The sequence below is a fragment of the Bradyrhizobium oligotrophicum S58 genome (assembly GCF_000344805.1).
In the GTDB taxonomy this organism is placed as follows: domain Bacteria; phylum Pseudomonadota; class Alphaproteobacteria; order Rhizobiales; family Xanthobacteraceae; genus Bradyrhizobium; species Bradyrhizobium oligotrophicum.
Map to the genome: position 1 here is coordinate 7,398,551 of NC_020453.1, position 16,450 is coordinate 7,415,000.

The 16,450-nt window shown below is 65.3% G+C and carries 16 protein-coding genes and 1 tRNA gene; 11 read left to right on the forward strand and 6 right to left on the reverse strand.

Annotated elements, in window-relative coordinates:
* Positions 1 to 83: 83 nt before the first annotated feature.
* Positions 84 to 755 carry a TonB C-terminal domain-containing protein gene (locus S58_RS32015; protein ID WP_042341052.1) on the reverse strand — a complete coding sequence of 224 codons (672 nt, stop codon included), beginning with the start codon at positions 753 to 755 and terminating at the stop codon, positions 84 to 86.
* A 364-nt stretch (positions 756 to 1,119) separates the two neighbouring features.
* Positions 1,120 to 1,196, reverse strand: a tRNA-Met gene (locus S58_RS32020).
* A 505-nt stretch (positions 1,197 to 1,701) separates the two neighbouring features.
* On the opposite strand from S58_RS32020, the gene S58_RS32025 reads away from it, so the two are divergent.
* Together S58_RS32025 and S58_RS32030 are read left to right on the forward strand one after the other, a co-directional pair.
* Positions 1,702 to 3,135, forward strand: coding sequence for a coniferyl aldehyde dehydrogenase (locus tag S58_RS32025; protein WP_015669591.1), 1,434 nt, complete (start codon positions 1,702 to 1,704; stop codon positions 3,133 to 3,135).
* Positions 3,136 to 3,317: 182 nt separating this feature from the next.
* Positions 3,318 to 4,919: a GMC family oxidoreductase gene (locus S58_RS32030; protein WP_015669592.1), complete on the forward strand. Its 1,602-nt coding sequence runs from the start codon at positions 3,318 to 3,320 to the stop codon at positions 4,917 to 4,919.
* Between the two features lie 158 nt (positions 4,920 to 5,077).
* Here the strand turns inward: S58_RS32030 and S58_RS32035 are convergent, their stop codons facing one another.
* On the reverse strand, positions 5,078 to 5,839 hold the full coding sequence (locus tag S58_RS32035; protein ID WP_015669593.1) for an SDR family NAD(P)-dependent oxidoreductase: 762 nt from the start codon (positions 5,837 to 5,839) through the stop codon (positions 5,078 to 5,080).
* A gap of 110 nt (positions 5,840 to 5,949) precedes the next feature.
* Between S58_RS32035 and S58_RS32040 the strand changes: the two genes are divergently transcribed.
* Both S58_RS32040 and S58_RS32045 read left to right on the forward strand, forming a co-directional pair.
* Positions 5,950 to 6,465, forward strand: coding sequence for a CvpA family protein (locus S58_RS32040; RefSeq protein WP_015669594.1), 516 nt, complete (start codon positions 5,950 to 5,952; stop codon positions 6,463 to 6,465).
* A gap of 114 nt (positions 6,466 to 6,579) precedes the next feature.
* The gene (locus tag S58_RS32045) at positions 6,580 to 7,362 is read left to right on the forward strand and encodes an SDR family oxidoreductase (protein WP_015669595.1); all 783 of its coding nucleotides are present in this window, start codon (positions 6,580 to 6,582) and stop codon (positions 7,360 to 7,362) included.
* Between the two features lie 342 nt (positions 7,363 to 7,704).
* On the opposite strand, the gene S58_RS32050 is transcribed toward S58_RS32045, so the two are convergent.
* Positions 7,705 to 8,160: a DUF3775 domain-containing protein gene (locus S58_RS32050; protein ID WP_015669596.1), complete on the reverse strand. Its 456-nt coding sequence runs from the start codon at positions 8,158 to 8,160 to the stop codon at positions 7,705 to 7,707.
* A 117-nt stretch (positions 8,161 to 8,277) separates the two neighbouring features.
* On the opposite strand from S58_RS32050, the gene S58_RS32055 reads away from it, so the two are divergent.
* The 4 genes from S58_RS32055 to S58_RS32070 all read left to right on the forward strand — a co-directional run bounded on the left by S58_RS32055 (position 8,278) and on the right by S58_RS32070 (position 11,718).
* Positions 8,278 to 9,132, forward strand: a complete 855-nt coding sequence (locus S58_RS32055) for an MBL fold metallo-hydrolase (RefSeq protein ID WP_015669597.1) — start codon at positions 8,278 to 8,280, stop codon at positions 9,130 to 9,132.
* Positions 9,133 to 9,216: 84 nt separating this feature from the next.
* On the forward strand, positions 9,217 to 10,059 hold the full coding sequence (locus tag S58_RS32060; RefSeq protein ID WP_015669598.1) for a fumarylacetoacetate hydrolase family protein: 843 nt from the start codon (positions 9,217 to 9,219) through the stop codon (positions 10,057 to 10,059).
* Between the two features lie 158 nt (positions 10,060 to 10,217).
* Positions 10,218 to 10,832 (forward strand): glutathione S-transferase family protein, encoded by a 615-nt coding sequence (locus S58_RS32065; RefSeq protein ID WP_015669599.1) that lies wholly within the window; start codon positions 10,218 to 10,220, stop codon positions 10,830 to 10,832.
* A 19-nt stretch (positions 10,833 to 10,851) separates the two neighbouring features.
* The gene (locus tag S58_RS32070) at positions 10,852 to 11,718 is read left to right on the forward strand and encodes an MBL fold metallo-hydrolase (RefSeq protein ID WP_015669600.1); all 867 of its coding nucleotides are present in this window, start codon (positions 10,852 to 10,854) and stop codon (positions 11,716 to 11,718) included.
* A gap of 8 nt (positions 11,719 to 11,726) precedes the next feature.
* On the opposite strand, the gene S58_RS32075 is transcribed toward S58_RS32070, so the two are convergent.
* The gene (locus S58_RS32075) at positions 11,727 to 12,059 is read right to left on the reverse strand and encodes a DHCW motif cupin fold protein (protein ID WP_015669601.1); all 333 of its coding nucleotides are present in this window, start codon (positions 12,057 to 12,059) and stop codon (positions 11,727 to 11,729) included.
* A 9-nt stretch (positions 12,060 to 12,068) separates the two neighbouring features.
* Positions 12,069 to 12,611 carry a methylated-DNA--[protein]-cysteine S-methyltransferase gene (locus tag S58_RS32080; protein ID WP_015669602.1) on the reverse strand — a complete coding sequence of 181 codons (543 nt, stop codon included), beginning with the start codon at positions 12,609 to 12,611 and terminating at the stop codon, positions 12,069 to 12,071.
* Between the two features lie 144 nt (positions 12,612 to 12,755).
* Between S58_RS32080 and S58_RS32085 the strand changes: the two genes are divergently transcribed.
* The 3 genes from S58_RS32085 to S58_RS32095 all read left to right on the forward strand — a co-directional run bounded on the left by S58_RS32085 (position 12,756) and on the right by S58_RS32095 (position 16,394).
* Positions 12,756 to 14,012, forward strand: a complete 1,257-nt coding sequence (locus S58_RS32085; RefSeq protein WP_015669603.1) for a M20/M25/M40 family metallo-hydrolase — start codon at positions 12,756 to 12,758, stop codon at positions 14,010 to 14,012.
* 71 nt (positions 14,013 to 14,083) lie between these two features.
* Positions 14,084 to 14,884, forward strand: coding sequence for a phytanoyl-CoA dioxygenase family protein (locus tag S58_RS32090; protein WP_015669604.1), 801 nt, complete (start codon positions 14,084 to 14,086; stop codon positions 14,882 to 14,884).
* Positions 14,885 to 15,092: 208 nt separating this feature from the next.
* A complete protein-coding gene (locus S58_RS32095; RefSeq protein ID WP_015669605.1) occupies positions 15,093 to 16,394 on the forward strand; it encodes an NAD(P)H-dependent oxidoreductase in 1,302 nt (433 codons plus the stop codon).
* The last annotated feature ends 56 nt before the right edge of the window (positions 16,395 to 16,450 follow it).

Below are 16,450 nucleotides of genomic sequence, written 5' to 3' on the forward strand. Positions count from 1 at the left end.
GAAAGAGATTCCGCCAGTGGACGGCCGAATGCCGCCGCACGCCGCGCCGGCGCGGAACAACCGGTAGGCCGTTGATTTGAAAATCACTGCGTCCGGACGCTGACGCCGATCCGCACCGGCTGCGCCATCCCGGGCGGTTGTGGACGGCTCATGGTGAGGCCGCGCAGGGCCGCGATCAGTGCCGTATCCCGCGTCGGATCGCCGCTGGTGGTGGCCACATCGACCTGCTCGACCGTGCGCTCGTTGTTGATCCAGAGTTTCACGACCGCGCGATAATTGCCGTCGCGCGTCCGCGGATTGTTGCGCAGCGCGTTGTGGACGTCCATCCGCACCGCCTCGCTGAACTCCTGCGAGGGTGCCGTGCTCGCCGTTGCTCCCTGCACGTGCAGCGTGCCCAGCGACAGATCCGAACCGAATCGCGGCGCAGCGCCATCGGCCTCAGCGGGAGCCTCGAGCATGAGCGTCAGCGCGCCGGGGCGGCTGTACTGCACCTTGAGATCAGTCGCCGCCAGAAGCTTGATCAGCGCCTCATGTGGGGTATAGAGCCCCTCGATCGCCGTCGACTGTCGCCCTTCCGCCGACTTGCTTTCGTAAAGCAACTGAACTCCGGCCACCTGACCGAACGCCTGCAGTGCCGCCGCAAGCGGCTGCGCGGGAATTACGAACAAGCGGCGCTGCTCGTCTCCCGTCGTGCCGGCTTCGCTGGCGAGGCTCGTCGATACGTCCAGCAGAATGAGCGCAGCGGCGAGCAGCACCGGCAGAACCGTACGAGACAGCACGCCCCGCGCAGTCGGCACCGCCGCAGTTTGATACTGACGCCGCATTCCCATCGAACGCTCTCGAACCGCGCGCAAGCTCGCTGTTGGCACTTCGTTCAACGTGCCAATTTAGCGGAGAGATGTGACGTTCATTCGGATGCCGCAGGTTCCTGGCTTCCTCCGCGGGAGCCGCTGCACATGATGCGCGCGAATATCGATCCATCCCCCGGCGAGATCGATGCTCGCTGAACGACACCACCGACCCGGGCGCAGGCTGGGAGCGATCCCGGCTGGAGTGCAAAGGCACCAGGGCCAAAAACCAAAACTCCCGCAGCCTTGCGGCTACGGGAGTTCAGATCGTTGGTTGCGGGGATAGGATTTGAACCTATGACCTTCAGGTTATGAGCCTGACGAGCTACCGGGCTGCTCCACCCCGCGTTAACTTGTGCACGGCCTTCAGAGAATTACCGAGCGTTCCTGGCTGACGCTTTTGTGGCGCCGCCGATCCACCCCAATGGCTTCCTGAGAAGGCTTGAGCCCGGTGGCCGGGCCGGCCGTCGGGTGCGAGCGGTATGTACCAATGCGGGGGCGGTTTGGAAAGGGCTTTTCGGAAGTTTTTTTGCCTTATTGTGACACCGGCCGCCGCGCGCCATTCTTCTCAAAAAATCACGGTAAATCATAGCGTTATAAGAGGCACACCAGTATCCCGGGGGCGCAGCACACAAGCCTTTCCCTGATGGAGCGGGCAAAGATCCTACCAGGCCACGGAGGAGGCTCGGAGCGGCATGACGAACTCTGGCCGACCACCTGGCAGGACGCGCCCGCAACCAGCCGCACCAATGGCTGCCGCACGCCGCTTGCCAACGGTTCCGCAACGCGGCAGCTTCGGACAAACCAGAATGACGGCCCCGCATACGGCCGCAAGACATGCGAGGAGACGTCCATGGACCACTCCCTGAAGAGGCTCCCGGTTTCGGCGCTCGACGACGCGTTCCACGCCATGGTCGCGGCCTCGCGCAGCGCGCCTCCCCCGGCGCTGGCGGCGCGGCTGGACAGTCTGAAGCGACTGCGGTCGATGCTGGCCGACAACGAGACACGCCTGGAGCAGGCGATCTCCGCCGATTTCGGCCACCGCTGTGCGGTCGAGACCACGATCGCCGAGACTCTGTTCGTACAGGGCGAGATCAAGCATACGATGAAGATGTTGCCGCGGTGGATGGCGGCGCGGCGGATCGCGACGTCGTTACAGTTCTGGCCGGCGCGCAACCGGCTGATGCCGCAGCCGCTGGGCGTGGTCGGCATCATCGCGCCCTGGAATTATCCCCTGCAGCTGACACTCGCGCCCGCGATCGGCGCGCTCGCCGCCGGCAACCGCGTCCTGATCAAGCCGAGCGAGCTGACGCCGCGCTTCTCCGCGCTGCTGAAGGAGCTCATCGCAGCAGCGTTCGACGCGACCGAGTTCTCGGTCACCGGCATCGACGACGGCATTGCGCAGGCCTTCGCGGCATTGCCGTTCGATCATCTCGTCTTTACCGGCTCGACCCGTGTCGGCCGCATCGTCGCCGAGGCTGCAGGACGTAACCTGACGCCGGTCACGCTCGAGCTCGGCGGCAAATCGCCGACCATCGTCGACGCCTCCGCCGATATCGACGAGGCCGCCCAGCGTATCGCCTACGCCAAGCTGCTCAATGCCGGCCAGACCTGCATCGCGCCGGACTACGTGTTCGTGCCCGAGCCGCGCGGCGATGAGTTCGCAGGCAAACTCCACCGCAACATGCTGCAGATGTTCGGCACCAATCCGGCCAACAGCGACTACACGTCGATCATCTCCGACCAGCATTATGCCCGGCTGGAAGGACTGCTGCGCGACGCCGTCGCACGCGGCGCGAAGCCGCTGAGCCTGACGAGCCCCGAAGACCCTGCCTGGAAGAAACTACGAAAATTCCCGCCGACCGTGGTGGTCGGCGCGACGCCCGACATGGCGATCATGCAGGAGGAGATTTTCGGCCCGCTGCTGCCGATCATCGGATATCGCGAGCCGGACGAGCCGATCCGCTACATCAATGCCCATGACCGGCCGCTGGCGCTGTACTGGTTCGGCAGCAACGAGGCCACGCGTGATGCGGTGCTGGCGCGCACGGTCTCCGGCGGTGTCACGATCAACGATTGCCTGCTGCATTTCGCGCAGATGAACCAGCCGATGGGCGGCGTCGGCGCCTCCGGCATCGGCCACTATCACGGCGAATGGGGCTTCAACAGCTTCAGCAAGCTGAAGCCCGTGTTCTACCGCTCGCCTTTCAACCGCATGAAGGATCTCTATCCGCCATATGGCGCCAGCATCGCCCGAATCGAGAAGCTGCTGCGGTTTCTCTCCTAGCCACACCCATTGTCATTCCCGGGCGCGCAAGGCGCGAACCCGAAATCCCGAGATGGTGGAGTGCAAGCAAACCTCCGGATTCCTGGCTCGCCACTCAGCACAAATGGCTTCGCCATTTGGCTCGCGCGCCGCCCCGGAATGACGTTCAAACGACAAGCAAGAAATACATCAGGGAGAAATGCGTGACGGACGAGGTCGATTTCATCGTCGTGGGCGGCGGCAGCGGCGGTGCCACGGTTGCCGGCCGATTGTCGGAAGATCCGGCAACATCGGTCGCGCTGCTCGACGCCGGAGGGCGCAACGACAACTGGATCGTGACCACGCCCTATATGCTGTTCCTGATGGTCGCAGGCACCGTCAACAACTGGGCATTCACGACCGTGCCGCAGCAGGGATTGAACGGACGCACCGGCTATCAGCCGCGCGGCCGTGGGCTCGGCGGCTCCTCCGCGATCAATGCCATGGTCTATATCCGCGGCCATCGCGCCGACTATGATCACTGGGCCACGCTCGGCAATATCGGCTGGTCGTATGACGACGTGCTGCCGTATTTCAAGCGCGCCGAGAACAATGCGGAGTTCGACGGCGACTATCACGGCCAATCGGGACCGCTGCCCGTCGGCCGTCTGCGCACCGACAATCCCGTGCACGAGATTTTTCTTCAGGCGGCGCGGGAAGCGCAATTTCCGGTCCGTGACGACTTCAATGCGGAGACCCAGGAAGGGCTCGGCCTCTATCAGGTCACCCAGCAGAATGGCGAGCGCTGGAGCGCGGCGCGGGCCTACATCCAGCCGCATCTCGGCAGCCGCCGCAACCTGCGCGTCGAGACATCGGCGCATGCGTCGATGATCCTGTTCGACGGCAAGCGGGCCGTCGGCGTCAAGTATCGCCAGGGCAAGGAGGTCAAGGAGATCCGTTGCCGGCGCGAGGTGATCCTGGCGTCAGGCGCCTTCCAGACGCCGCAATTGCTGATGCTCTCCGGCATCGGTAACGCAGCCGCACTGGCGCGGCTCGGCATTGCCAGCGTTCATCACCTGCCGGGTGTCGGCCAGAACCTGCAGGACCATCCCGACTTCATCTTTGCCTACACCTCCGGCAACCCGAACTTTTCTTCGCTGTCGCCGAAGGGCCTGCAGCGGCTGGTGCGCGGCATCGGCCAATACAGGCGCGAGCGGCGCGGCGTGCTGACGTCGAACTTCGCCGAATGCGGCGGCTTCCTGAAGACGCGGCCCGATCTCGACATCCCGGACATTCAGCTCCATTTCGGCATGGCCGTCACCGACGACCACGGCCGCAAGCGCCATGGTAACGGCTTCTCCTGCCATGTCTGTCTGCTCCGGCCGAAAAGCCGCGGCACCGTCGCGCTCAAGAATGCCGATCCGCTCGCGCCGCCGCTGATCGACCCGAACTTCCTCGGCGAGGCGGAAGACCTGGAGATGATGGTCGCGGGCTACAGGACCACGCAGCGGCTGATGGAGACGCCCGCCATGCGCGGCCTGCAGACGCGCGACCTGTTCACATCGGATGTCAGGAGCGATGACGACATCCGCGCGCTCCTGCGCGCCCGCGTCGACACGGTCTATCACCCCGTCGGCACCTGCAAGATGGGCGTCGACGATCCGCTCGCCGTCGTCGATCCCAGCCTCAAGGTCCACGGCCTGTCCGGCCTGCGCGTGGTCGATGCCTCGATCATGCCGACCCTGATCGGTGGCAACACCAATGCGCCGACCATCATGATCGGCGAAAAGGCCGCTGATATGATCAGGAGCGAGCTGCGCGGCTGAGGCCGCGTGTCACTAGAGCGTGATGCGTTCTTATTGAATCGAAGCGCCCGCCGCGATCTCCGTTACCTCTCCCCATCGGGCCCCCATCGGGAGAGGTGAACGGAGATCGCGGCGCCGGTTCGATCGAGTCAAAACGCATCGCGCTATAAGAGGAGAGGTCAGGTCAGCAGGAATCCGCCGTCCACCGTGACGACGCTGCCGGTCATGTAGCGCGAGGCATTGGACGCCAGCAGCATGATGGCGCCGTCGAGATCGCTCTCATGGCCGACGCGCCGCTGCGGAATGCGCTTGATCAGCTTCTCGCCCGCAGGCGTCTCCCAGACGTCGTGGTTGATGTCGGTATCGATATAGCCGGGAGCCAGCGCATTGACCCGGATGTCGCTGGCCGCGAGCTCCAGCGCCAGCGCCTTCGTCGTCTGCACCACGCCGGCCTTGGAGATCGCGTAGGGCGAAATGAACTTCACGACGCTGAAGCCCAGCACCGAGGCGATGTTGATGATGTTGCCGCCCGCCTTGCGCGCGATCATGCGGCGTGCCACTTCGGTCGCGGCGAAATAGGCGCCCTTCAGATTGGCGCCGATCACGGCGTCCCAATCGGCCTCGCTCTGCTCGACCGCGAGCTTCTCCACGGCGATGCCGGCATTGTTGATCAGCACGGTGACCGGGCCAAGCGCGGCCTCGGCCGCATCGATGCCCCTGGCGATGGAAGCATTGTTCGTCACATCCATCTCGACCGCGGCGGCACGGCCGCCTTTGGCCTTGATCTCGTCCTGCAGCGCCTCGAGCTTGCCGGTCTGGCGCGCGGCGAGCGCGACGGCGGCACCATGCGCCGACAGCACGCGGGCAAACTGCCGGCCGAGCCCCTGGCTCGCGCCGGTGATCAGGATCACCTCGCGGCTGACGTCGAACAGGTCGGACATGGCCCCTCCCTATGTTTCCTCGTTTGTTGCAGCGCATTGATACAGACGATTTGAAACAGCGCAAACCGGATTTGTTTACGCCAGCGGCCTACAACTGGCACATATCAGCCATGAATACTTTCGACCTGGCCGCTTCGGCCGCCCTGATGATCGCCGTGTACAGTGGCTTCTCGACAGGGCTGCTGCGCAGCGCGATCACGATTCTCGCCTATCTGCTCGCAATGCCGCTGGCGATGGGCGCCGTCGCGGCGATGAGCCCGCAACTGCAGGACGTGCACGGCGCACCGCTGGCGCAGAACTGGCTGCAGTTCTTCGCCGCATTCCTCGTGATCGGCGTGGCGCTGGGCAAGATCGGCCGCATATTGCTCGACGAGGCGATCGGGTCCGAAGCCGGCTTCGGCGACCGACTCGGCGGCGCGCTGCTCGGCGCGGTGCGTGTCGGCATGGTCGCGACCACGCTCGTGCTGGTGTTCGACAGGATCGTTCCGGCGGAGCGCCAGCCCCGCTTCCTTGAAGGCTCGCACCTGCGGCCCCTGCTCTCGCTCGCAGGCGCGAAAGGCTTCCGCTCGCTTCCGCCCGAACTCGCGAGCCTGATCGATCGCCTCAAGCAGGAACGGCGGATCTGACCCTCCGAGCCATGCAATTCGACACAGGCCGGATGCCCTTATCAGCGGCGACCGCCTTGGCTAGAATGGCGCCATCATCGTTTCAGTCTCACTGACATATCGGAGTGATCAATCGTGGATCTCGGGATCAAGGGCCGCCGCGCCATCGTCTGCGCCTCCAGCAAGGGATTGGGCCGCGCCTGCGCCATCGCGCTCGCCAATGAGGGCGTGCATGTCACGATCACGGCGCGCGGCGCCGAGGCGCTGGCGAAGACCGCGGCCGAAATCCGCGCCGCCAATCCCGCGATCACCGTGACCGAGGTCGCGGGCGACATCACGACCCCGGAGGGCCGCGCCGCGGTGCTGAAGGCCTGTCCGGAGCCGGACATCCTGGTCAACAATGCCGGCGGACCGCCTCCGGGCGATTTCCGCAACTGGACCCGCGACGACTGGATCAAGGCGATCGACGCCAACATGCTGACGCCGATCGAGCTGATCAAGGCGACGGTCGACGGCATGATGGCGCGCAAATTCGGCCGCATCGTCAACATCACCTCGGCCGCGGTGAAGGCGCCGATCGACATTCTCGGCCTCTCCAACGGCGCCCGCGCCGGCCTCACCGGCTTCATCGCCGGCCTGTCGCGCAAGACGGTGATCAACAACGTCACCATCAACGGGCTGTTGCCGGGGCCGTTCGAGACCGACCGCCTGCTCTCGACGGCGAAAGGCGAAGCGGAGAAGCGCGGCGTCACGCCGCAGCAGATCCTGGCCGACCGCGCCAAGCTCAATCCCGCCGGCCGCTTCGGCGATCCCGAAGAATTCGGCCTCGCCTGCGCCTTCCTGTGTGGCGCCAAGGCGGGCTTCATCACCGGCCAGAACATCCTGCTCGACGGCGGCGCGTTCCCGGGGACGTTGTGAGGCACGGGTTCGACGACGTGAGAGGCTGCACGGGCGAGACTGCGCGACTTGGTGCGGCAGTCTCGGTGTCACCTCTCCCCGCTTGCGGGGAGAGGTCGGATTGCATCGAAGATGCAATCCGGGTGAGGGGGTACAGGTCTCACCACAAGCACTTCCCGTGCGTCTGCCCCTCACCCCAACCCTCTCAGCGCGAGCGAGGCTCGTCGCGGCCTCGTAAGAACGGGGAGAGGGAGCACACCGCCGAAGCGGACGGAGCACGAATCCAACTCGCGAAGATAAGCTGCTGAGCTGCTGTCACTATCAGCTGAGCGCGAGCGAAGCGGATCGCCTGTCTCGAACGACCTACCGCTTCGTGCCTTCGTCCTCGTCGCGCTGGCTCGGACTGGATGAATCCGCCGTTGTCCGCCCCTCCGTCCAGTCGATGCCGAACGCATCGAGGCCTTCGGCGAGCAGATCGCCGAGCATCGGCTCACCCAGGAGATAACGCGCGGTATGGCGGTCGCGCTGTCCGGCTGCTTCGCTGCGCAGATCGTCCCACTCGTCGATGTCGCCATCGCCGCGGCCGAGCCGCATCAGCGCGACGAGATCGATCTGCTCGTCCTCGGTCAGCGCATTGATGAAGCCGGTGATCTCGCGCACCACGGGATCGTCGCCGGAATCCTGCAGCACGTCGATCATGTCGTCATCGGCGGCGTTGGAGCCGGACTCGACATCGACAGCCTCCTCCTTGACGTCGAACTCGCGCGCCTTCTCGATCAGGAAAGCGACCTTCTCGGGCGATATCGTCAATTCTGGCATGACCGTCTCCTCATGGGCTGGCCGAGACAACGCCTGTTCCGAACAGTTGATCCATTGCGCGGGCGGAAGCGACGCGGCATCGTTCTGCGAGCCAAGAACAAGATGGGGAAAGGGCGCATGCCTTGGAAGGTCGGCCGGGTCAGGATCACCAAATTCGTCGAGCTGGAAACGGTCGGCGGCACCCGCTTCATCCTGCCGCAGGCGACGCCGGAGGCAATCCGCGGGCTGCCCTGGCTCACGCCAGATTTCGCCACCGACGAAGGGCGGCTGAAGATGTCGATCCACACCCTGGTGGTGGAGACGCCAACCCGCCGCATCGTGGTCGATACCGGGCTCGGCAACGACAAGCAGGGGCGCAGCGTGCCGGTTTGGAACAACCGCACGACGCCGTTCCTGGAAATGCTGAGCGCGGCCGGTTTTTCGCCAGACAGCATCGACCTGGTGATCTGCACGCACCTCCATGTCGACCATGTCGGCTGGAATACGAGGCTGGTCGACGGCCGCTGGATTCCGACCTTCCGCAATGCGCGCTACGTCTTCGGCCTCAGGGAATATGAGCATTGGCGCGATCACAGCGCGGCTGCCGATGAGACCGCGACCTTCGCCGATTCCGTGCAGCCGATCGTCGCGGCCGGACGCGCCGAGCTGGTGGCGGGCGACGCCGTGATCACCGACGAGATCACGCTGATCCCGACACCGGGGCACAGCCCGGGTCATGTCAGCCTGCACATTCGCTCCGATGGTGCCGAGGCACTGCTGACGGGCGACGTCGCGCACCATCCCTGCCAGATGGCGCATCTCGACTGGAGCTCGACCGTCGATTCCGATCCGGCACAGGCGATCGCCACGCGGCAGGCGCTGTTCTCCCGCTTCGCCGAAACCGATGTGCTCGTGATCGGCGGCCATTTCGACGCCGGCCACATCCGGCGTGACGGCGCGGCATTCCGCTTCGAGGCAAAGGGGCCGCGGTAGCGCATAGCCCGCAAGGTTGAATTTCGCTCCGCCATGCTCCATGACAGGGCCCTGGAATACCAAGGAATTGAGGGAGAGAAACCAATGAAGCTTGTTCGCTACGGCGAAAAGGGTGCGGAAAAGCCGGGCCTGATCGATCAATCCGGCCAGCTGCGCGACCTGTCGGCGCATGTGAAGGACCTCGACGGCGCCGCCTATGCGCCGGAGTCGCTGAAGAAGCTCGCCGCGCTCGACCCGGCCTCCCTGCCCGCGGTCTCCGGCAAGCCGCGCTTCGGCGCCCCCGTGACCGGCATTTCCAAATTCGTGGCGATCGGCCTCAACTACTCCGATCATGCCAAGGAGACCGGCAACCCGATTCCGGCCGAGCCGATCTTCTTCCTCAAGGCCAACACCGCGCTGTGCGGCCCCTATGACCAGGTCGAGAAGCCGCGCGGCTCGACCAAGCTCGACTGGGAGGTCGAGATTGCCGCCATCATCGGCACCCGCGCCAAATACGTCTCGGAGGCCGACGCGCTCAATCATGTCGCCGGCTACACGATCTGCAACGACGTCTCGGAGCGCAACTTCCAGATCGAGCGTCTGGGCCAGTGGACCAAGGGCAAGTCGCACGACACGTTCGGCCCGGTCGGTCCGTGGCTCGTCACCAAGGACGAGATTCCGGACGTGCAGAACCTGTCGATGTGGCTCGACGTCAACGGCCAGCGCCGCCAGACCGGCACGACCGCGACGATGATCTTCACCATGGCGAAGTGCATCTCCTACGTGTCGCAGTTCATGACCCTGCTGCCGGGTGACATCGTCACCACAGGCACACCTCCCGGCGTCGGCATGGGCATGAAGCCGCCGACCTTCCTCAACGTCGGCGACGTCGTCACGCTCGGCATCGAGCGCCTGGGCGAGCAGCGCCAGGAGATCGTCGAGGCCTGAACCGCCGAGACGTGAGGCAGGCGCAATATACAACGCCGTCATTGCGAGCGAAGCGAAGCAATCCAGGACTGTCACCGCAGAAACAGTCTGGATTGCTTCGTCGCTGATGCTCCTCGCAATGACGGACGACAATCCACCGAGCCAACAGGAAGACGTCGATGAAACTCACCTTCTCGCCTGCCTCGCCGTTCGCCCGCAAGGTGCGCATCGCCGCCATCGAGCTCGGGCTGATCGACAGAATCGAATTCGCGCCGATGTCGGTGGTGCCCGGCCAGGCCAACGCCGAGTACACCAAGATCACGCCGCTGAAGAAGCTGCCGGTGCTGATCCTCGACAATGGCGACGTGATCCTGGATTCCTACGTCATCGTCGAATATCTCGACGAGCTCGCCGGCGGCAACAAGCTCATTCCCGCATCCGGGCCGGCGCGCTGGAAGGTGAAGAGCGAGCACTCGATGCTGCAGGGCATGCTCGATTCCATGCTGTTGTGCCGCTACGAAAATGCCGTGCGTCCCGAGGGAATGCGCTGGCAGGCCTGGTCGGACGATCACTGGAACAGGGCGTGGGCCGGCATGGCGCGCTTCGCCGCGCAGGACGATCTGATGACGCGGCCGTTCGACATCGTGGCCATCAGCCTGACTTGCGTGCTCGGCTATGCCGACTACCGCTTTGCGGATTGCGGCTGGCGCAAGGCGTTTCCGGCGCTCGACGCCTTCCACACCAAGATGCTGGAGCGCGAGTCGGTGAAGATCTCGGTGCCGCCGGCGGCTTGATCGTTTCAAGGAAAATGCCGTGACGCTGACATTCTCGGTCGCAGACACCACCATCCATCGCATCGTCGAGCAGGAGACCACCTTCCTGCCGGCGCGCGAGATGTTTCCGGAGCTGACGCCCGAGATGCTCGCCTCGCAGCGGAGTGCGCTCCAGGCGGCCCATGCGCTCGACGCGCAGGATACGCTGATCCTGTGCTTCCAGTCCTATGTGGTGAAGACGCCCCACCACACCATCCTGATCGACAGCTGCATCGGCAACGACAAGCCCCGCGCGCGGCCGGTCTGGAACCTGAAGACCGACGCCACCTACATGCGAGCGCTTGCGGCCGCGGGCGTGTCGGTCGACGACATCGATGTGGTGATGTGCACGCATCTGCACACCGACCATGTCGGCTGGAACACGCGGCTCGACAATGGCCGTTGGGTGCCGACCTTCCCCAACGCGCGCTACGTGTTCGCGCAGCGCGAATATGATTACTGGGTGGCGCAGAACGCCAAGGCCGAAGTGCCCGCCTTCGCCGACAGCGTGCTGCCGGTGGTCGAGGCCCAGCGCGCCGACATCGTCAGCGACGAATTTTCTATCGGCGATCATGTCCGGCTGCTGCCGACACCAGGTCATACGCCGGGCCATGTCGCGATGGCCGTGGGCAAAGGCAGGGACGACGCGGTGTTCTCCGGCGACCTGATGCACTCGCCGCTGCAGCTCAGCTTTCCCGAGCTGTCGCCGAAATTCGACGTCGATCCGGTCCAGGCCGCGGTGACGCGGCGCGCCTTTCTCGAGCGCTATTGCGACACAGCGACCTTGTGCTGTACCGCGCATTTCCCCTCGCCCTCGGTCGGCCGTATCAGGCGCAACGGCGACGGCTTCGCTTGCGAGGCCGTATAGCGCCGACCTCAGTCGACGATGAACAGTTTTGCGCCGGTCGCGGTGAACGACCGGTGCGCAGCGTCGCCGAAATCGGAGACCTGGTAGCTCATGCCGGCCGATAAAGTGAATTTGCGGCCGTCCTTGAGCTGGCTCTCGAGCTCGCCCTCCAGCACCAGCAGGATGTGGCCGCGATCACACCAGTGGTCGGCGAGATAGCCCGGCGTGTACTCGACTTGCCGCACGCGGATGTCGCCGATCATCAGCGTGCGCCAATACGCCATGCCCTGCTCGCCCGGATGCTCGGTCACCGGAACGTTGGACCAGTCGGTGACCGTGAACGGAAGCGTCGGAATTTTCATCGCGACAGCTCAATCGAACAGGCTTGGCGTATGGTTCACCGCCGCGCCCTCGATCGCCAGCATCTTCAGCTTGGTGTCGACGCCGCCATTGGCGGAGAAGCCGCCCGGCCTGTTGCCGGCCGCGAGCACGCGATGGCACGGCACCACGATCGGGCACGGGTTGCGCCCCAGCGCCTGGCCAACCTCCCGCGACAGCTCGACGCCGCCGAGCTGCTTGGCGATATCGCCGTAGGTCAACGTTCTGCCCGGCGGGATCCGGCGCGCGATGTCGTAGACGCCGCGCTGGAATGCGCTGACGCCGTCGAGATCGAGGGCGACATCGGTGAGATCGTCCGCCGTTCCTGCAAGCAGCGCGGTGACGCGGGCAATGACGCGCTGCACATCAGCCGGCGGCTCGGCCTCGGCGATGCCGGCGTAGCGCTGCTGCATCCGGATCCGGGTCTGCGCAACGCCGCCCATCGGCAGTTGCACCGCATTGATGCCGCGCGGTCCCCAGGCGATCGCACACGTGCCGATCGCGGTCTCGAAAAGTGCAAAGCTGTGGTCAGTCATGGCGGGCTCCATCGTCGAACTGCCCCGTATCATCTGCCGGTCAAATTAAGCTTGGAGAATGTTGCGATCCACCCGGATTCTGCCAATGTCGACAGGCGTGACCGGCTGTTCCCTGGCGCGCGAACAAGGACGCAAGGACCCCGGATGACGCCTTCCACCTCCCGCCTCGCAGCCCTCGTCTTGCTGGCCACGACTGCCAGCCTCTCCGGCGCGCATGCCGCCCCAGACGAGAAGATCAAGGCCGCCGCCGAGCAGGCCAAGCCGGCCGTGATCGATAGCTTGCGCGAGATGGTGCTGATCGAATCCGGATCGAGCGACGTCGACGGCCTCAAGAAGATGGCCGATCTCACCGAAGGCCGGCTGAAGGCGCTCGGCGCCACGACGGAGCGGCGCAAGACCACGCGCGGCGCCGGCGCCGACATGGTGATCGGAACCTTCGAAGGCACCGGACGCCGCAAGCTGATGCTGATCGCGCACATGGACACCGTGTACCAGCCCGGCATTCTCAAGACCGAACCCTACCATGTCGAAGGCGACCTGATCTACGGGCCGGGCATCGCCGACGACAAGGGCGGCATCGCCGTGATCCTGCACAGCCTGCAGATCCTGAAGGACATGGGCTGGCGCGACTATGCCAAGCTGACGGTGGCGTTCAATCCCGACGAGGAGGTCGGCTCGATCGGCTCCGGAGAATTCATCTCAGAGCTCGCCGATCAGCATGACGTCGTGCTGTCCTGCGAGCCGACGGCGGCCAAGCCGGCCGCGCCGATGGACGCTCTGCTGCTCGGCGCCAGCGGCACGGCAACCGCAATGATGGAAGTCACCGGGCGCGCCGCACATGCCGGCGCAGCGCCTGATCGCGGCCGCAACGCACTGATCGAGCTGTCTCATCAATTGCTGCAGACCAGGGACGTTGCGAAGTCCATTCCAGGAACGCAGTTGAACTGGACGACGGCCAATGCCGGGACCGTACGCAACCAGATCCCCGAGAAGGGCAGTGCGATTGGCGACGTTCGCGTGACGGTCGCCGACGGCATCGAGAAACTGCAGGCCGCACTCGACGAGAAGATCAAGACACATCTCGTGCCGGATACCGACGTCAAGGTGATCATCGAAAAGGGCCGCCCGCCATTCGTGGCGACCGAGCGTGGACGGGCGCTCGCAAAAGATGGACAGGCGATCTACGCCGAGCTCGACCGGCCGCTCGCGGTGGTGGACATGACCGGCGGCGGCACCGACGCCGGCTTCGCCAATCGCAGCGGCAAGGCGATCGTGGTCGAAAGCTTCGGCATCGCCGGCTACAATTATCATGCGCACAACGAATACATCGACAGCACCACCATCGTGCCTCGCCTGTATTTGATGACGCGGATGCTGATCGAGCAGGGCAAGAAGATGTAGCTTGCAGAACGCGGAGGCAGCCCGGCGCAAGACTGGGCGCTCGACGAGGACACCAGGCGAGGGAGACGGCCATGAAGCTGACACCGGAGCAGATCGAGTTCTTCAATCGCGAGGGCTGGCTGTTCCTGCCCGAGTTGTTCACCCCTGAGGAGACCGCCTTTCTGGCCCGCGAGGCCGAGGCGATCTACGCCGCCGACCGCCCCGAGGTCTGGCGCGAGAAGAGCGGCGCGCCACGCACCGCTTTCGCCGCCCATCTCTACAACGACGCCTTCCGCGTGCTGGCAGCGCATCCGCGCATGATCGAGCCGATCGAGCAGATCTTCGGCGAGAAGCTCTACATGCATCAGTTCAAGATCAACGCCAAATCGGCCTTCACCGGCGACGTCTGGCAATGGCACCAGGACTACGGCACCTGGAAGCGCGACGACGGCATGCCGGAGCCGCGCGCGATGAACATCGCGATCTTCCTCGACGAGGTGATGCCGATCAACGGCCCGCTGATGCTGGTGCCGCGCAGCCAGCATGAAGGCGACCTCGAAGCCTCCCACGACCTCGCCACCACATCATATCCGCTGTGGACGTTGGACGAGGCAACAGTGACGCGGCTGGTCGCGGCCGGTGGTATCGTCGCGCCGACCGGCAAGCCGGGCGGCATGCTGATGTTCCACGGCAATCTCGTGCACGGCTCGGCCGGCAACATCACGCCCTACCCGCGCAAGATCGTGTATCTGACGCTGAACGCGGTCTCCAATCATATCCGCACACCGACGCGGCCGGACTACATCGCGCATCGCGACTACACGCCGATCGCGACGCTGCCGGACGATGCGCTGCTGCATCTCGCGCGGTCGCATCGTGAGGCGGCGGAGTAAGGCACGAGACGAACGACCAACTCGCTCGTCATGCCCGGGCTTGACCCGGGCATTCATCAATCAGGACGAAGCGCTTTGTTGGAAAGATGGATGGCCAGGCCTTCGTCGCGCCGAAGGGGCTTCGGCCCCGCAGGCGGGTCAAGCCCGGCCATGACGAATGGAGCGAGGATCGCGCCTCGCGCACAACGACGAAGGTCTGGATCTCGCCATGAACCTCCACGCCCTCCTCCAAGCCCGCCACGCCGCTGGCAAGCCAGTACGGGTCGCACTCATCGGGGCCGGCAAGTTCGGCTCGATGTTCCTGTCGCAGGTGCCGCATGTCGCGGGGCTCGAGGTGCCCGTCATCATCGACCTCGATCCGGAGCGCGCGCGCGATGCGTGCCGGACTGTCGGCTGGAGCGCCGAGCTGATCGCGCGCACGAGTTTCAGCCCCGATGGTTCGAAGGCGCTGGCCGACGGCATCGATGTCGTGGTCGAGGCGACCGGAAACCCGGCCGCCGGCATTCGCCACGCGCGGGCCGCGATCAAGGCCGGCAGGCACATCGTGATGGTCAATGTCGAAGCCGACGTGCTGGCCGGGCCGCTGCTCGCGGAAGAGGCGCGCAAGGCGGGCGTGGTCTATTCGCTGGCCTATGGCGATCAGCCGGCGTTGACCGCCGAGCTCGTCGACTGGGCACGGGCGACCGGCTTCCACGTGGTGGCGGCGGGTAAGGGCACCAAATATCTGCCGGCCTATCACGACGTGACCCCCGACGGTGTCTGGCAGCACTATGGACTCACGGCTGGCGAAGCGCAGTCCGCCGGCATGAACCCGCAGATGTTCAATTCCTTCCTCGACGGCACAAAGTCCGCGATCGAGATGGCGGCAATCGCCAACGCGACCGGGCTCGACGTACCCTCGGACGGGCTCTCGTTCCCGCCGTGCGGTGTCGACGATCTGCCGCATGTGCTGCGGCCGCGCGAGCGCGGCGGCGTGCTGGAGCGATCGGGCCAGGTCGAGGTGGTCTCTTCGCTGGAACGCGACGGACGGCCGGTGTTTCGCGACCTGCGCTGGGGCGTCTATGTCGTGCTGGAAGCGCCGAACGACTACGCCGCGGACTGCTTCCGCCAATATGGCCTGAAGACCGACGCCAGTGGCCGCTATGCGGCGATGTACAAGCCCTATCATTTGATCGGGCTCGAGCTGAACGTTTCGGTGCTCTCGGCGGCGCTGCGCAAGGAGCCCACGGGCCAGCCGCTCGGCTTCCGCGGCGACGTCGTCGCGGTCGCCAAGAAGGCGCTCCGCGCCGGCGAGATGCTCGACGGCGAAGGCGGCTATACGGTGTGGGGCAAGGTGCTGCCGGCCGCAACGAGCCTGACGCTCGGCGCCCTGCCGATCGGCCTCGCGCACCGCGTGAAGCTGACGAATGACGTCGCCCGTGGCGCGGTGGTGCGCTGGAGCGACGTTGCGATCGATGCGTCGGACGAGACCGCGAAGATCCGACGCGCGATGGAGGCGATGTTCGCGTGATTCGCCGGCCGACGTGCTTCGAACGCGATCAGAACCCGCGGCAACAAAAAAGCCCC

Bases quoted from the DNA above. Each gene is read 5' to 3' on its own strand.
- S58_RS32025 (WP_015669591.1), top strand. From the start codon at position 1,702: ATGGACCACTCCCTGAAGAGGCTCCCGGTTTCGGCGCTCGACGACGCG.
- S58_RS32035 (WP_015669593.1), bottom strand. From the start codon at position 5,839: ATGTCCGACCTGTTCGACGTCAGCCGCGAGGTGATCCTGATCACCGGC.
- S58_RS32040 (WP_015669594.1), top strand. From the start codon at position 5,950: ATGAATACTTTCGACCTGGCCGCTTCGGCCGCCCTGATGATCGCCGTG.
- S58_RS32050 (WP_015669596.1), bottom strand. From the start codon at position 8,160: ATGCCAGAATTGACGATATCGCCCGAGAAGGTCGCTTTCCTGATCGAG.
- S58_RS32055 (WP_015669597.1), top strand. From the start codon at position 8,278: ATGCCTTGGAAGGTCGGCCGGGTCAGGATCACCAAATTCGTCGAGCTG.
- S58_RS32060 (WP_015669598.1), top strand. From the start codon at position 9,217: ATGAAGCTTGTTCGCTACGGCGAAAAGGGTGCGGAAAAGCCGGGCCTG.
- S58_RS32065 (WP_015669599.1), top strand. From the start codon at position 10,218: ATGAAACTCACCTTCTCGCCTGCCTCGCCGTTCGCCCGCAAGGTGCGC.
- S58_RS32075 (WP_015669601.1), bottom strand. From the start codon at position 12,059: ATGAAAATTCCGACGCTTCCGTTCACGGTCACCGACTGGTCCAACGTT.
- S58_RS32080 (WP_015669602.1), bottom strand. From the start codon at position 12,611: ATGACTGACCACAGCTTTGCACTTTTCGAGACCGCGATCGGCACGTGT.
- S58_RS32085 (WP_015669603.1), top strand. From the start codon at position 12,756: ATGACGCCTTCCACCTCCCGCCTCGCAGCCCTCGTCTTGCTGGCCACG.
- S58_RS32090 (WP_015669604.1), top strand. From the start codon at position 14,084: ATGAAGCTGACACCGGAGCAGATCGAGTTCTTCAATCGCGAGGGCTGG.
- S58_RS32095 (WP_015669605.1), top strand. From the start codon at position 15,093: ATGAACCTCCACGCCCTCCTCCAAGCCCGCCACGCCGCTGGCAAGCCA.